Source organism: Pseudomonas sp. HD6515 (assembly GCF_024971855.1).
In the GTDB taxonomy this organism is placed as follows: Bacteria; Pseudomonadota; Gammaproteobacteria; order Pseudomonadales; family Pseudomonadaceae; genus Aquipseudomonas; species Aquipseudomonas alloputida.
In genome coordinates this window covers 4,802,320-4,817,367 of sequence record NZ_CP079827.1, presented here as the reverse complement: position 1 = coordinate 4,817,367, position 15,048 = coordinate 4,802,320, and the positions used below count along the sequence as shown (strand labels likewise).

The following is a 15,048-nucleotide window of genomic DNA, read 5'->3' as shown; positions in this document are numbered from 1 at the left end:
TCGTTGTTCTGGGTAAAGCCGTTGCAAGCCTTTGACTGGCACCTTTGGTCTAGGTCAGCAAACCTTGAGCCAAGGTAGGCCGCTTGCGTGACAGTTTGATGTAGGGAGGGGGCCGGCAAGGGCCCTGAAGCTACAGCGTAGACCAGGTAATCGCCCCGGTTCTGCTGGCTTGGCGCGTTTCTGGCAGTGCCTGGCCCACGCTTTGTCACAGGATGTTCATCAGCCCTGCCTAGGCTTGCACTATTCTCAACCTGCCCTGTGATGGGGCTGGACTAGTCCAGATAGGTAACCTTTCGATGCAGTCGACGCCCCCGCGTGCGGTAACAGCCATCTGCCATGCCCTGCAGGAGCAGATCGAGCATGGCCTGCTGGCGCCGGGCGGCAAGCTGCCGGCCGAGCGGCGGCTCAGCGAGGTGTTCGACACCACGCGCATTACCCTGCGTGAGGCGTTGGTGCAGCTGGAGGCCCAAGGCTTGATCTACCGCGAAGAGCGCCGAGGCTGGTTCGTTGCGCCGCAGCGCTTGACCTACGACCTCATTGAGCGCAGCCATTTCCATGCCATGGTGCGCGATCAGGGGCGGGTGGCCAGTACCGAACTGCTGTCGGCGAGGCTGCAGCCGGCATCGGCGGCCATCTGTGCACGCTTGCAGCTGCCGGCGTTGTCCAGCGTGGTGCGCGTCTGCCGGTTACGGCGGATTGACGGGCGGGCGGTGCTGTATGCCGAGCATTACCTCAATCCCCGGTACTTTCCAGGCATTCTCGAACACGACCTGGCGCAGTCACTGACCGAGATTTATGGGCGGGTGTATGGCATCGAGTACGGGCAGGTGTGCTTCGAGATCCTGCCGACAGCGTTGCCGGTGGAGGCGGCAAGCGCTTTGAAAGTGTCGGCGGGCAGCCCGGGGTTGCACATTACCCGGGTCAACAGCGACCAGCATGGGCACTTGATCGACTGTGACCTCGAGTATTGGCGGCATGATGCGATCCGCATTCGTGCCCAGGCTGGATGAGGTGTTGCCTTCTTCGCGGGTAAACCCGCTCCTACGAGCGGGCCTCTGTCATCCCACCCCCACCGGCTGTCACCACCTGCACCGACAACCGCGGCGTCGCCAGGTCCAGCCCGGCTTCATCCAGCTGCCGCTTCAAGGCCAGGTTGAACGCCCGCGACACCTCCCACTGCTTGATCGGCGCGGTCTTGAACCGCGCCCGCAAGATCGCCGACCCTGACTCGAAGCTCTCCACCCCCTGTAGCTCCAGCGGCGACCAGATATTGCGGCGCATCAGCGGGTCATTGCGCAGCTTCTGCCCCACTTCGCGAACCAGCGTGATCGCCTGGTCGATGTTCATGCTGTGCGGGATTGCCACGCGGAAGATCGCGTAGCCGAACTCCCGCGAGTAGTTCTTGATGCTCTTGATTTCGCTGAACGGGATGGTATGCACAATGCCGTCGATGTCGCGCAGGCGCACGGTACGAATGGTCAACCCTTCCACCGTGCCCAGGTGGCCGCCGACATCCACGTAGTCGTCGATGGCCAGCGAATCTTCGATGATGATGAACAGGCCGGTGATCAGGTCGGCCACCAGCGACTGCGCGCCAAAACCGATGGCCAGGCCGATCACACCGGCACCGGCCAGCAGCGGGGTGACGTTCATGCCCATGTTGGCCAGGGCGACGATGACCGCAATGATGAAGATAACCACGAACATCACGTTGCGGATCAACGGCATCATGGTTTGCGCACGGGCGTTGGCCAGCCCCCGGCGCGAGCGCACCAGGGCATGGTGTACGGCGGTGTCGGCAAGGATCCACACCAGCCAGGCCACGATCAGTGTGCCGGCCAGGCCCAGCAGGCGCAGGCTGATGTCATGGCCGTCGCCCTCGGCGAAGCTGATCATCGACACGCCCCACACGCGCAGGCCCAACTCGATGAACACCAGCCAGATGAACAGGTGCACCAGCAGGTAGCCGAAGTTGCGCAGGCGCTCGGTGTACACCGCCTGGCGCTTGCCGGCCCGCTTGGGGTTGGCGGCATGGCGGCGCACCAGGCCGTTGAGCACCATGCACACCACCACCAGCACCGTGCACATCAGCGACTGCCGCAGTGCGGTGCTGGTGTCGCCGGCGGAGACGAAGGTGGCGAACAGCGAAATGGCCACCAGGATCAGCGCCGGAATGAACCAGAAGCTGCCGAGGATCTCGATGGTATCGCTGAGGGTGCGTCGGGTCAGGCGCCGCGACAGTGGCTGGTTGCGGATCAGGTGGGCGATCGGCCGGCGGAAGCGCAGGATGAACAGCCCGGTGCACAGTGCCGCAATCACATTGGCCAGGGTAGCCAGGGCGTGGGCCAGGTGGGTACCGAGGGCAACCAGCATGCGTGGATCGCTCATCGCCTCGCCAAACGCGGCGAAGCTGCCGATCAGCCACAACGGGCGAAACGCCTGGCGCCGCAGGATGTGCAGGGCGCGGTGGCGGTGTGGGCCGTCCAGCAAGGAAAAGGCGATGACGCAAATGGCCGAAAAGCAGGTGCCGACCACCAGTGCGTAGGCCAGCACCATGGCCAGGGATTTGCCCAGCGATGGCGGCAGCACGAAACTCAGGTACACCGTGAACACCAGCGCTACCAGCCAGGGGCCGAGCTTGCGCAAGGCAAAGCGCACCAGGTCCCAGGTACGCGGGTGCTGTGGCAGTTCTTCGCTCAGGCCAAAGCGCAGGCGTACCCGATGGCCGACCCAGTTGAAGGCGTAGGCCAGCACACTCCACACGACAATCACTGCAGCAAAACCGAACAGGATTGGCGGCCACTGGTGCACGGGCACCACCAGCTCGGTCAGTTCGGCCTGGGCTTGTTCGATTTCCGCGGCCCAGCGGTGGAATGGACTGGCATCGCCGCTGAACTGTTTTTCAAAGTCATGCAGGGCACCGCCGATCAGGCCGAGCACGCCCTGTTCAACGCTGGGTTGCGATTGCCGGGTGGCGTCGCGCAGTTTTTTCAGGTCGGCCAGCAGCTTGGCCCGTTGCTGGTCGTTTTCGAGGTTCTTGATCACCTCGTCCAGCGACTTGCCCAGCGGCTCGGTGGCTTCTGGCTGCGCGGGCGCGCTGCCGCCCAGCAGGCCAGGCAAGCCCGCCGCTTGTACCGGGGCGATGAACAGCAAAAGCAACAGGAACAGGTAACGCAGGAGGGCAGGCACTGGCAAATCTACCTCAGGTCAAACGATTGACCGAGTGTAGAGGTTTATGTCGGCAGTTTCTCGAGGATCTTCCAGCAGGTGAGGCCGAAAATACCCAAGGTGCCGACCCACATCATCAGTACACCGATGTTGCGTTCGCGCATGCTGAAGCCGATGGTCAGCAGCATCAGGAACAGGAACACCGGGACGAACAGTGACAGGAACGGGGACATGGACAGCAATCCTTTTGCAGTGGGGCCATGTAACAAGCATAGCGCTTGGCAAGCGAGGCGTGATTGACCTTGAGCATGTGTAAGCAGGCTCGGCCTATTCGCGGCGGTTCGACGCCGCGAATAGGCCGGGCCTGCTTAGATCAAGGCAGTTCGCGGCTACGGTAGAACGCGGTCAGTACCTTCACCAGGTGCGCCAGGTCATGGCTGCCGCACAGCTCGCGAATGGAGTGCATGGCAAAGGTCGGCAAACCGATGTCTACCGTGCGCACACCCAGGTGGCTGGCGGTGATCGGCCCGATGGTCGAGCCACAGCCCATGTCGCTGCGCACCACAAAGCTCTGCACCGGGACTTCCTCGGCCATGCACAAGTGGCGGAAGAACCCGGCAGTCTCGCTGTTGGTGGCGTAACGCTGGTTGTTGTTCACTTTGATCACGGGCCCGGCGTTGAGCTTCGGCCCGTGGTTGCCGTCATGCTTGTCGGCATAGTTGGGGTGCACGCCGTGGGCGTTGTCGGCCGATACCATCAGCGAGCGCTGGAGGGTGCGCACATAGGCGTCGCCATCGGGTAGCAGGCGCTGCAGGGTCTGCTCCAGCATCGGGCCATCGGCACCACAGGCCGAGCAACTGCCGACTTCTTCGTGGTCGTTGCACACCAGCACACAGGTCTCGTCGCTGTCGGCGGCCAGCAGGGCCTGCAAACCGGCGTAGCACGACAGCAGGTTGTCCAGGCGGGCGCCGGCGATGAAGTCGCCATTCAGACCGATCAGCGCGGCGTCTTGCGTGTCATAGAAGCTCAGCTCGTAGTCCAGCACCACGTCGGCGATCAGCTCGTGCTCGCGGGCCAGTTGCTCGGTGAGCAGGGCGCGGAAGTCGATGCGTTCGTCACCGGCCACTTGGGCGAGGATAGGGGGCAGTTCGTTCTGCGGGTTGATCGCCCAGCCTTCGTTGGCGGTACGGTTCAGGTGGATCGCCAGGTTTGGGATGATCGCGATTGGCAGCTTGAAGTCGATCAGCTGGCTTTCGACCTTGCCGTCACGGCGGTAGGTGACGCGGCCGGCCAGCGACAGGTCGCGGTCGAACCAGGGTGCCAGCAACGCGCCGCCATACACTTCCACGCCCAGTTGCAGGAAACCCTGGCGCTGCAGCTCGGGCTGAGGCTTGACCCGCAAGCACGGGCTGTCAGTGTGGGCGCCGACCATACGGATGCCATTGAGCAGCGGCGACTGCTTGCCCAGTTTGATGGCGATGATTGAAGAATCGTTGCGGGTGACGTAGTAGCGGCCGCCAGTCTCGGGGTCCCAACTGTCGCGCTCGTCCAGGCGCTTGTAGCCGGCCGCCTCAAGGCGCTGGACCAGGCTGGCGGTGGCATGGAAGGGCGTGGGGGAGGCCTTGAGAAAATCGATGAGGCCGGTATTCAGTGCGTCGCGCATAGCTCACTCCAGACAGCAGTGGCGCGAGTTTAACGCAGAATGTCGACAATTTGTGTCTGCATCTTCGCGGCTAACGCCGCTCCCACAGGTATTACACAGCCCCTGAGCGCAGCGCGGTCCCTGTGGGGGTGGCTTTAGCCGCGAAGAGGCCGGTACAGGCCCTGCGAAATCAGAACGGTGCCGGGCACTCGAACTTCAACCGCTGCCCGGACACCGGGTGGGTAAAGCTCAGCATCGAGGCATGCAGGCACAGCCGCTCATGGGCCGCCAGGGCTTGCGGGTTGGCGTACAGCCGATCACCCAGCAGCGGGTGCCCGATCGACAGCATGTGCACGCGCAGCTGGTGCGAACGCCCGGTAATCGGCGTCAGCTCCACCCGACAGTAATCGCCGCAGCGTTCGACGATACGCCAGAAGGTCAGGGCGTGTTTGCCCTGCTCGTGGTCCACCACATGCCGTGGTTTGGTCGGTGGGTCGTAGCGCAGTGGCAGGTCGATGCTGCCGCTGTCCAGCGCCGGCTGGCCCCAGCACAGCGCGGTGTAGGCTTTTTCGGTTTCACGGTCGTGAAACTGGCGCGACAGCTCGCGGTGGCTGTCGGCATCGCGGGCCAGCAGGATGATGCCGGAGGTTTCCCAGTCCAGACGGTGCACGATCAGCGCATCGGGGTAGCCGTTTTCCTGCAGGCGGGTGATCAGGCAGTCCTTGTTGTCCTCGGCACGGCCAGGTACCGACAGCAGCAGGGTCGGTTTGTTGATCACCAGGATGGCGGCGTCTTCGAAGAGGATCTGGACATTCGACAGCGGCATTACAGGTCTCACGAAAATAGCAGTAAACGCTGGGGCCGCTTTGCGGCCCTTCGCGGGCAAGCCCGCTCCTACAAAGGCTATGCATTCCCCTGTAGGAGCGGGCTTGCCCGCGAAGGGCTGCAAGGCAGCCCCAAATTGTCGACTACGCGGATCAGCGATCCGGCAGGGTGATGTTCAGCTCCAGAATCGAGCAGCTGCCCTGGTTTTCCAGCTCGATATGCACATCATCGTTGCCGATGTTCACATATTTGCGGATCACTTCCAGCAGTTCTTTCTGCAGCGCGGGCAGGTAGTCCGGTTCGCTGCGTTGGCCGCGCTCGTGCGCCACGATGATCTGTAGACGCTCTTTCGCTACCGACGCGCTGGTCTGTTTCTGTCTGCCACGAAAGAAGTCAAAAAGGTTCATGGTTTATTTGCTCCCGAAAATGCGCTCGAAGAATCCCTTCTTCTGTACATCGATGAAGCGCATCGGCTTCTCTTTGCCCAGCAGGCGGTCGACCGCATCACTGTAGGCCTGGCCGGCATCGCTCTGGTCATCGAGAATGACCGGGATACCTTGGTTGGACGCCTTGAGGACGGCCTGCGATTCCGGGATCACACCCTTGAGTTTGATCGACAGGATTTCTTCCACGTCGGCCACGCTCAGCATTTCGCCTTTGACGACGCGCTCCGGGTGGTAGCGGGTGATCAGCAAATGCTCCTTGATCGGCTCTTCACCGTTTTCGGAGCGGCGCGACTTGCTCGACAGAATACCCAGCATGCGGTCGGAGTCACGTACCGACGAAACCTCCGGGTTGGTCACCACGATGGCTTCGTCAGCGAAGTACATGGCCAGGTGAGCACCTTTTTCGATACCGGCCGGCGAGTCGCAGATGACGTACTCGAAGTCCTTCTTCAGGTCCATCAGTACCTTTTCCACGCCTTCCTGGGTCAGCGCGTCCTTGTCACGGGTCTGGCTGGCGGCCAGCACGTACAGGTTCTCGAGGCGCTTGTCCTTGATCAGGGCCTGTTGCAGGTTGGCTTCGCCGTTGACCACGTTGACGAAGTCGTACACCACGCGGCGTTCGCAGCCCATGATCAGGTCGAGGTTACGCAGGCCCACGTCGAAGTCGACAATGACGGTCTTGTGGCCGCGCAGTGCGAGGCCGGTACCAATGGCGGCGCTGGTAGTGGTCTTGCCCACACCCCCCTTGCCGGAAGTAACCACGAGAATCTTGGCCAAGGTGTTTCACCCCTAAAAATAGTCGGGACACTTGTCCCTGCAAAAAACTGAAATAGCTAAATAAAGGCAACGGTAAAAAAGTTGCTCTAAAAATGCTGGCAAGTATCCGTTAAAGACGGGTGATGTTCAACACGTCACCAGACAGGCTGACTTGCACGCTGGTCCCCCACAGCGGATCCCGGCGCAGGTCTTCGCAGACTTTGTACTGGCCGGCGATCGAGACCATTTCGGCGGTCATCTGCTGGCAGAAGATACGCGCCTTGGTGTTGCCTTTGATGCCGGCCAGGGCGCGGCCGCGCATGGCGCCGTACACATGGATGTTGCCATCGGCCAGAAGTTCCGCACCTGGGCTGACCGAACCCGTCACAACCAGATCACCGCCCTGAGCATAGATCTGTTGGCCGCCGCGTACTGGCGAAGTAATGATGCGGGTCGGGCGCACCTCGGGTTCGGGGGCAGGTGCTGGCGCCGGGGCCGGTTCGGGTTTTTTGACTACCTCGGGCTCGGGCTCCAGCGGCCGTTCGCGGGCCCCCGACGGCGGCAGCACCGGCAGGTCGATGGCGATGGCGGCGGCGATGTCCTCGATGCGGTTGGCACGGATGGCCAGGGTACGCAGGCCGTGGTGTCGGCAGATCCGCATCAAGCCGGGCAGGTCGATTGCCCCTTCGTCGGCCGGCAGCTTGTCCAGCGCCAGCACCAGCGGTGTATTGCTGAAGAAGTTCGGGGCCTGGGCGACTTTGGCCGCCAATTGGCGGTCGAGGGCTTCAAGGTCATTGCGCGCCAGTTCCAGTACCGTAATGGCGAGCATGCTGCCCTTGAGCTGGAACACGGAGGCGGTGTCGGGTGTGTGGTTTGGGCTCATGGTCTGCATAGACGGCTTGTTGCGAAAAAAGTGCCCTGACTTATAACGAGAACACCGGTTGCCCGCAACATGCGCTGATCCGTTGTAGAATGCGCGGCCTTTGTCTTTCCGGATGCTTCAATGGAACGCCCGCGTTTTCGTCCCTATTACCTTCACCCCAAGTTCTGGGGCCTGTGGCTGGGCCTGGGCCTGCTGTGGCTGGTGGTCCAGTTGCCGTACCGGGTGCTGCTGAAGATCGGTGCCGCGCTGGGCGCCGTCATGTATCGCTTTGCCGGTGAACGTCGGCGCATCGCCGCGCGCAACCTGGAGCTGTGCTTCCCGGAGCTGTCGATCGACGAACGGCAGCGTTTGCTCAAGGCCAACTTCGCCTCTACCGGCATCGCCTTCTTCGAAATGGCCATGAGCTGGTGGTGGCCCAAGGCCAGGCTGGCGCGCCTGGCTCATATCGAGGGCCTTGAGCACCTGCAGGCCGCCCAGCAGGCGGGGCAGGGCGCGATCCTCATGGCGGTGCACTTCACTACCCTGGAAATTGGCGCCGCGCTGCTCGGCCAGCAGCACACGATCGACGGCATGTACCGCGAACACGGCAATGCACTGTTCGACTTCATCCAGCGCAGCGGCCGCGAGCGTCACAACCTTGATTCGCTGGCGGTGGAGCGCGAGGACGTGCGTGGCATGCTCAAACTGCTGCGTTCGGGCCGGGCGATCTGGTACGCACCGGACCAGGACTACGGCGCCAAACAGAGCATCTTCGTACCGTTGTTTGGCATCCCCGCAGCGACGGTCACCGCTACCACCAAGTTTGCCCGGCTGGGCAAGGCGCAGGTGATTCCGTTCACCCAGAAGCGCCTGGAGGATGGCAGCGGCTATCGTCTGGTCATCCACCCGCCGCTGACGGACTTCCCCGGCGAGAGCGAGGAAGCCGACTGCCTGCGCATCAACCAGTGGGTTGAACGTGTGTTGCGCGAGTGCCCCGAGCAATACCTGTGGGCGCACCGGCGGTTCAAGTCGCGGCCCGAAGGGGCGCCGCGGCTGTATGACAAGAAAAAGCGCTGAACCTTGTAAGCAGGCCTGGCCTCTTCGCGGGTAAACCCGCTCCTGCAGGATTACCACGGGTTCTGCATATTGCGGGGCCCTGTGGGAGCGGGTTCACCCGCGAAGAGGCCGGGCATGAAAGCACCTTGACCCCAGGAAGGACGCCATGGCTCCACCCCCGGTAACCGGTCTTATCCTTTCTGGCGGCGGCGCCCGCGCTGCCTACCAGGTCGGCGTGCTGGCGGGCATCGCCGAGTTGCTGCCCGCCGGCGCGCACAACCCGTTCCCGGTCATTGTCGGCACCTCCGCCGGGGCCATCAACGCCGTCACCCTGGCCAGTGGTGCCGTGCACTTCAACGAGGCCGTGCAACGGCTCACTGCCTTCTGGCAGAATTTTCGCAGCCATCTGGTCATCCGCAGCGACTGGCCCGGGGTCGTGCACCAGGCCAGCCGCTTCGTCGGCCACAGCCTGCTGGGGCTGGGCGGCCAGGCCCCCGTGGCGTTGCTCGACAGCAGCCCATTGCGCAGCCTGCTGCAAACGCACCTGAACCTGGATGGCATCGGCCACGCCTTGGCCGCCGAGCAACTGCGCGCCGTGGCGGTGACCGCCTTTGGCTACGAGTCTGGCCAGGCGGTGACCTTCTACCAGGGCCGCGGCACCATCGAGGCCTGGCTGCGCCACCGGCGTATCGGCGTACCCGCACCGTTGACCATCGACCACTTGCTGGCCAGTGCGGCGATCCCGCTGTTGTTCGCCCCGGTGCAACTGGGCGGCGAGTATTACGGCGACGGTGCAGTGCGCCAGTCGGCGCCGATCAGCCCGGCCTTGCACCTGGGCGCCAGCCGGGTGCTGGTGGTCGGGGTCAGCGGAAACCCGCAGCGGCCAGCGCCACCGGTGCCGCCCCAGCGTGTGTTCAGCGGGCAGCAGCCGAGCCTGGCGCAGATCGGCGGGCACCTGCTCAACAGTACGTTCATTGACAGCCTGGAAGACGATATCGAACTGCTGCAGCGCCTCAACCACTTGAGCGGGCTGTTGCCGGCGCACCTGGATGCCCGGCGCCTGGGGCTGGCACCGATCGACGTGTTGGTGGTGGCGCCCAGCCAGCCGCTGGATGAGATTGCCGCTCGGCACCGCCGCGAGTTGCCGGCGGCGTTACGCCTGTTTTTACGGGGGCCGGGGGCGACGCGCACCAGCGGGGCGGGGGTGTTGAGCTATTTGCTGTTCGAGGCCAGCTATTGCAGTGAACTGATCGAACTGGGGCGGCGCGATGCCCTTGCCAAGAAGCGCGAGCTTTGCGAATTCCTGGGGATTTGATGTTGCCTGTGCGGGCCCTTTCGCGACAAGGGGTTGCTCCAATACCTGTGTAGGCGCGGGTTCACCCGCGAAAGGGCCGCAGCAGGCTTACTCGGCTATCTGCAACTTGCGCGCCTGGGTATACACATACCGCACCTTTTCATACTCGAACGGCGAATTCAGCTGGCCGTAACGGAAGTTGGTGGTGTAGCGCTTGTCCACCACACGCAGGGCGAAGATTTCCGGGTGATCGGTGCTGGCTTCGGCCACGTTCAGGTAGTTGACCGCCTGCTCTCCCGCATAGTCCACCACCAGCCCTGTAGTATCGCGCAGGTTCGATGGGCCTAGCACCGGCAGCATCAGGTACGGCCCATCCGGCACGCCATAGAAGCCCAGGGTCTGGCCAAAGTCCTCGCTCTGGCGCGGCAGGCCCATGCTGGTCGCCGGGTCCCACAGCCCACCCACGCCGATAATCGTGTTGAACATCAGTCGCGCAGTGATTTCTGCCGAGCGCTTGGCTTTGAGCTGCAACACGCTGTTGAACAGGTTCGGCACATCGCCAAGGTTGTTGAAGAAGTTGCTCACCCCTGTGCGCACGAACTTTGGGGTTACATACTGATAGCCACTCACCAGCGGCAGCAGCACCCATTGGTCCAATCGGTAGTTGAAGTGGTAGATGCGCCGGTTGATCGACTCCAGCGGGTCGTACACGTTCAGCGCCTGCAGGGTTGAGCGCTCGAACTCGCGCTGGTCCAGCCCCGGGTTGAATTTCAGCTCACGCAGCGGGTCGAGGAAGCCATCGGCTTCGGGCGCCAGTGGCGCGGTGCCGATCACCTGCGGGTCGGCCTCGACCACGCTGGCTCTGGGTGCGGTTTCGTCGGCCAGGGTGTGGCCAGCGGCAAGCAGGGCAGTGGCGAAGAGGAGTTTGTTAACCACGGAAGAACTCCAGCATGGCGTCACTGTTGACGCGGTAGTTGAGGTTGCCGCAATGGCCGCCATGGGGGTAGAGGGTCAGCCGTTCACCGAACACCTTGCGCAGGAAGCCAATGTCGCCCGGGCCGAGAATGACGTCGTCGGCGTTGTGCATCACAGCGATCTTGTCACTGCTGCGCAGGTAGTCTTCCAGGGCATACAGGCTGACCTGGTTGACCAACTGCAGGATGCTGTTGCCGTCGGTGCGGGCGCGCCACATCGGAATCACCTGCTCGGTCATGTAGCAGTCGAAGTCGCACTGCAGGGCGCGCTTGAAGAACGGTGTCAGGCTGCTGCCTTCGGTGATCGGGAACTTCGGCGGAATGATCAGGCCTCGGCGGTTGATCAGGTCGGAAGTGAAGGCGATGTCGGCTGCCGAGAAGCGGAACGAAGTGCCGATCAGCATGGCCATCTGCTCGTTGGACAGGTGCTGGCGCGACTGCTGGAAGTCGTACAGCAGGGCGTCGTTCAGGTCGATGTAGCCCTTGTCCTGGAAGTAGCGGGTGAGTTTTTCCAGCATCAGCTCGTAGAACGTGGTGCTGCGGTCGATGCCCTTGACCTGGGTTTGCACCAGCTTGTCGAGGTTGTTGATCGAGGTGTAGAGGTTGACCGGTGGGTTGAGCAGCAGCACACGTTTGAAGTTGAAGCTGCGGCGGGTTTCGTCCAGGTGGCTGACGAAGGCGGCGTCGAGCGCACCCAGGCTGTAACCGGTGAGGTAGAAATCACTGACCGGCAGGCGTGGATGCTGGGCGCGCACGGCCTGCATGACCCGGTACATGTCTTCGGCGTCTTCCTGGCTGATGCCGGGGGTAGCAAAGCGCGAGGCTGCACTCATGAAGTCATAGCTGGTGGGCGATGACAGTTGCACCACGTGGAAGCCGGCCTGGTAGAACAGCTTTTTCAGGTATTCATTGATGCTGCTGCTGTAGGGCGCACCGGTGCCGGCGATGATGAAGATCAGCGGCGCTTCGCGATCCTGGCGGGCCAGGCGGTACTTGAGCTTCTTCACTGCCCAGAAGTTGTCGGGCAACGTGAACTCACGTTCCGGGCGCAAGTTCAGGCTGTAGTCGGACTGATTGATGTCATCGTCGCTGGGCAGCTCAGGGCGCTTGTCCGGCGGCGTGGTGGCGATGGTGGCCTCGAACGGGTTGGTAAGAGGGTAGCCATAGCTGGCAGCGTCGATGTCCCGCGCTGAAGCGGCCACAGCCATGAGCAAGCTGCCGAGCAGGGCAGCGAGGCGCAAAGATCGAAGCATGTAATCCCCCAAAAGAACGCAAGGTCGAGCAGTGTGCAGGCTAGGACCACAGCCAGGCGGGCAAAGTTGCCCGCTGCGGTGGCCTTTGGCGTACTTGCTATCTGCAACATAGCCGCCGGGGTGTGATTTTGCCTTAGAAACGGGCATAAGCGATCATGGATGCTTTCGATTACCGCTATTGGAGAACAGGATGTCTCGTTCGCTGCCGACGGTGCTGCTGGTGCTGTTTCTGGGGCTTTGGCTCGCGGCCAGCTATGGTGTGCGTTACGGCCTGATGGAGGATGGCCAGTGGGTAGGGCTGTGCGCAGTGCCGACGGCGTACTGGCAGTGCGAGGTGCGTTCGCTGCTGGGGTTGGGCATTCACCATCAAATCATGGCCTGGGGCGGATTGGGCCTGGCGCTTCTGGCCCAGTTCGTTTCCGCGCGTGCCGGCTGGTGGCTGGCAGTGTTGGCACTGGTGTTCGCGGTGCCGGCGCTGGTGCTGTACACCGCCAGCATTGCGGTGTTTGCGCTGGTACTGGCGGGGTTGCGCCTGGTCAGGCAACCCCCATTGTAAGCAGCTGCGCGTACCTTGTGGGAGCAACTGTCCTGCTCAATTTCCAAAAGCTGGCGCTCCCACAGGGACTGCGCCAGGCTTTAGATGTGGAAGGCGACTTTCAGGGCTTCCAGCGCCGGTTCGACCTTGATGCCCAGCACTGCCCCCAGTTCCATTACCCGTGCCATGTCCGGCTGCCCCACCATGATCATCTGCAGTTCATACCTGTGGGCAACAATGGCGACCCTGGGGTTGATGGGTGGTTTTGCGGTGATGATGTTTCTCGATACCGCGCTGGGCTGAGGCTGAGCACCAGCCTGTGGGAGCGGCCTTGTGTCGCGATAGGGCCGCAAAGCGGCCCCAGCAATCTATACATGATGCCGAGATCCTGGGGCCGCTGCGCGGTCCTATCGCGACACAAGGCCGCTCCCACAGGGATCGCGCCAGCTTTTGGAAATTGAGCAAGACAGTTTACTCACACAAGGTACGCGCCGGGCTCGAGGACTATGCAGTATCAAGCCTGTCGCATCCGCAAGCTTCGCCACAACGCCGCTGTCATCAGCACACTCACCACCGCCCAGCCCCAGGCCTGCTGGTTCTCCAGCCCTTCGACGAACAACTGCGGCGCCACCCCGGCGCCGACGATGAACGCCAGCAACGCCACCTCCGCCCGTCGCGCCCGCACCGGCCACAGCACATACACCAGCGCCGGCAACGCCAGCGCCGCGCTGGGGAAGCTGCGGTAGCGCGGGTCGAACACCATTGCCAGCATGCTTACCGCCGCAGCGAAGCCCGCCGCCAGCAACAGCCAGCCGGCTCGCACCTGTAGCCAGGCGAACAAGCGCTCACGCCAGCCGGCCCGCCGCGCCAGCGCCAATAGCGCGTGGGCCAGTACCAGCAGGTTCAGTCCGGCCAGCATCAGTGCCCACAACCATTCCCCGGCAAAGCGCGCATGGGTACGCATCAACTCACCCCACAGGCCCAGGCAAGCGGCGCCAAACGCTGCCAGCAGTGGCAGCAGGAAGGCGGCCAACGGTGTAGCGGGGCGCCCGGCCAGCACCAGCATGATCACCATCAGCACGGTGCTGGCCAGCAACCACTGCGGCCAGTCATGCAGGTTGCTCACGGGCCCTTCGAGCACACCCTTGTCCTGCCGGTCCGCGTCGTACAGCCCCCAGTAGCCACCCACTGCGCCCTCATTGGCGCGTTTCCAGGGCTGATCGAAGGCTTCGATCAGGTTGTAGTGCCAGCCATTGCGCTCGGCCATGGCCACGAAGCCACGGATGAAGCGCGCCTCATTGACCCGGCTGGGCACCGCCGTTTCGCGTTGGCGGCCTTCGCTGGGCCAGCCGGTTTCGCCAATCAGTATGTCCTTGGGCGCAAAGCGTGTGCCGAACACCCGGCGCACATCGGCAACGTGGGCCAAGGCATCGTCGATGCCACGCGGATCGTCCTCCCAGTAGGGCAGCAGATGGATGGTGAGAAAGTCCACTGCCGGGGCCACCTGCGGGTGCTGCAGCCAGAACTCCCAGACATCGGCGTAGGTCACCGGCACCTTGACCTGGCGCTTCACCCGCGCGATCAATTTGGCCAGGTGGGCACCGGTCACCTCCTTGCGCAACAGTGTCTCATTGCCGACGATCACCGCGCTGACCACGTCAGGGTTGGCGTTGGCAGCAGCGATCAGCAGGTTGATTTCCCTCTCGGTGTCGGCCGGGTGGGCGTTCACCCAGGCGCCCAGCATTACCTTCAGCCCATGCTTGCGTGCCAGCGCGGGGATTGCCTCAAGACCGCTCATGGAATAGGTACGGATGCACTGGAACCGCTCGGCCAGTAACGCCAGGTCGGCGTCCATCCGCGCTGGGCGCAGGCGAAACGGCTGGTCGTAAGGCGATTGGTCTTTGTCGAACGGCGTGTACGAAGCGCATTGCAGCTTGTGCGCAGGGCTGGCCGCATCGGGCAGGTGCACAGGCTTGCCCAGCCCGTACCAGAGCCCCCCCAGCCCGAGCAGGGCCAGCAGGCAGGCAAGCAGGTACAACGGCAATGACAAGCGGCTACAACTGGGCATGTGGCGGTCCATCGTCTGGCACAAAAGGTTAGATAGTAGCCCGGCGCCAAACCTTTGGCATGCAAGGATCGCGCAGGCCGAGGTAGGCCGATGGCGCTAATGGCATAGTGCTGTCGCATATGGGGCGGGTGCAGGTCGCAGCTGGATCAGGTCGACTTGTGTTGCAGGA

The 15,048-nt window shown here is 63.1% G+C and carries 14 protein-coding genes; 4 read left to right on the top strand and 10 right to left on the bottom strand.

Annotated elements, in window-relative coordinates:
• The first annotated feature begins 296 nt into the window (after positions 1 to 296).
• Positions 297 to 1,010, top strand: coding sequence for a UTRA domain-containing protein (locus tag KW568_RS22295; protein WP_003252562.1), 714 nt, complete (start codon positions 297 to 299; stop codon positions 1,008 to 1,010).
• Between the two features lie 31 nt (positions 1,011 to 1,041).
• Here KW568_RS22295 and KW568_RS22290 read toward each other — a convergent pair whose 3' ends face one another.
• The 7 genes from KW568_RS22290 to minC form a co-directional block, all read right to left on the bottom strand.
• Complete coding sequence (locus KW568_RS22290) at positions 1,042 to 3,189, bottom strand: mechanosensitive ion channel family protein (protein WP_014860249.1); 2,148 nt, start codon at positions 3,187 to 3,189, stop codon at positions 1,042 to 1,044.
• Between the two features lie 44 nt (positions 3,190 to 3,233).
• A complete protein-coding gene (locus KW568_RS22285) occupies positions 3,234 to 3,401 on the bottom strand; it encodes a hypothetical protein (protein ID WP_003252566.1) in 168 nt (55 codons plus the stop codon).
• A 140-nt stretch (positions 3,402 to 3,541) separates the two neighbouring features.
• Entirely contained in the window at positions 3,542 to 4,831 is a 1,290-nt protein-coding gene (locus KW568_RS22280; RefSeq protein WP_259536833.1) for a M18 family aminopeptidase, read from the bottom strand.
• A 169-nt stretch (positions 4,832 to 5,000) separates the two neighbouring features.
• Complete coding sequence (locus KW568_RS22275; protein WP_003252569.1) at positions 5,001 to 5,636, bottom strand: RluA family pseudouridine synthase; 636 nt, start codon at positions 5,634 to 5,636, stop codon at positions 5,001 to 5,003.
• Positions 5,637 to 5,787: 151 nt separating this feature from the next.
• Positions 5,788 to 6,042, bottom strand: coding sequence for a cell division topological specificity factor MinE (gene minE / locus KW568_RS22270; RefSeq protein ID WP_003252572.1), 255 nt, complete (start codon positions 6,040 to 6,042; stop codon positions 5,788 to 5,790).
• Between the two features lie 3 nt (positions 6,043 to 6,045).
• Positions 6,046 to 6,858: a septum site-determining protein MinD gene (gene minD / locus KW568_RS22265; protein ID WP_003252574.1), complete on the bottom strand. Its 813-nt coding sequence runs from the start codon at positions 6,856 to 6,858 to the stop codon at positions 6,046 to 6,048.
• A gap of 109 nt (positions 6,859 to 6,967) precedes the next feature.
• Positions 6,968 to 7,729, bottom strand: a complete 762-nt coding sequence (gene minC, locus KW568_RS22260; RefSeq protein ID WP_060539004.1) for a septum site-determining protein MinC — start codon at positions 7,727 to 7,729, stop codon at positions 6,968 to 6,970.
• Positions 7,730 to 7,840: 111 nt separating this feature from the next.
• Here minC and KW568_RS22255 point away from each other — a divergent pair, with 111 nt between their 5' ends.
• Together KW568_RS22255 and KW568_RS22250 are read left to right on the top strand one after the other, a co-directional pair.
• On the top strand, positions 7,841 to 8,776 hold the full coding sequence (locus KW568_RS22255; RefSeq protein WP_054888724.1) for a lipid A biosynthesis lauroyl acyltransferase: 936 nt from the start codon (positions 7,841 to 7,843) through the stop codon (positions 8,774 to 8,776).
• 145 nt (positions 8,777 to 8,921) lie between these two features.
• Entirely contained in the window at positions 8,922 to 10,070 is a 1,149-nt protein-coding gene (locus KW568_RS22250; RefSeq protein WP_259536829.1) for a patatin-like phospholipase family protein, read from the top strand.
• An 87-nt stretch (positions 10,071 to 10,157) separates the two neighbouring features.
• On the opposite strand, the gene KW568_RS22245 is transcribed toward KW568_RS22250, so the two are convergent.
• Positions 10,158 to 10,985, bottom strand: coding sequence for a VacJ family lipoprotein (locus KW568_RS22245; RefSeq protein WP_098089255.1), 828 nt, complete (start codon positions 10,983 to 10,985; stop codon positions 10,158 to 10,160).
• Positions 10,978 to 12,276, bottom strand: coding sequence for a serine protein kinase PrkA (locus KW568_RS22240; protein ID WP_003252583.1), 1,299 nt, complete (start codon positions 12,274 to 12,276; stop codon positions 10,978 to 10,980). The genes KW568_RS22245 and KW568_RS22240 overlap by 8 nt, the downstream gene beginning before the upstream one ends.
• A gap of 190 nt (positions 12,277 to 12,466) precedes the next feature.
• Between KW568_RS22240 and KW568_RS22235 the strand changes: the two genes are divergently transcribed.
• The gene (locus KW568_RS22235; protein WP_047605297.1) at positions 12,467 to 12,832 is read left to right on the top strand and encodes a hypothetical protein; all 366 of its coding nucleotides are present in this window, start codon (positions 12,467 to 12,469) and stop codon (positions 12,830 to 12,832) included.
• A 493-nt stretch (positions 12,833 to 13,325) separates the two neighbouring features.
• Here KW568_RS22235 and KW568_RS22230 read toward each other — a convergent pair whose 3' ends face one another.
• Positions 13,326 to 14,891 (bottom strand): hypothetical protein, encoded by a 1,566-nt coding sequence (locus tag KW568_RS22230; protein ID WP_003252588.1) that lies wholly within the window; start codon positions 14,889 to 14,891, stop codon positions 13,326 to 13,328.
• Between the last annotated feature and the right edge of the window lie 157 nt (positions 14,892 to 15,048).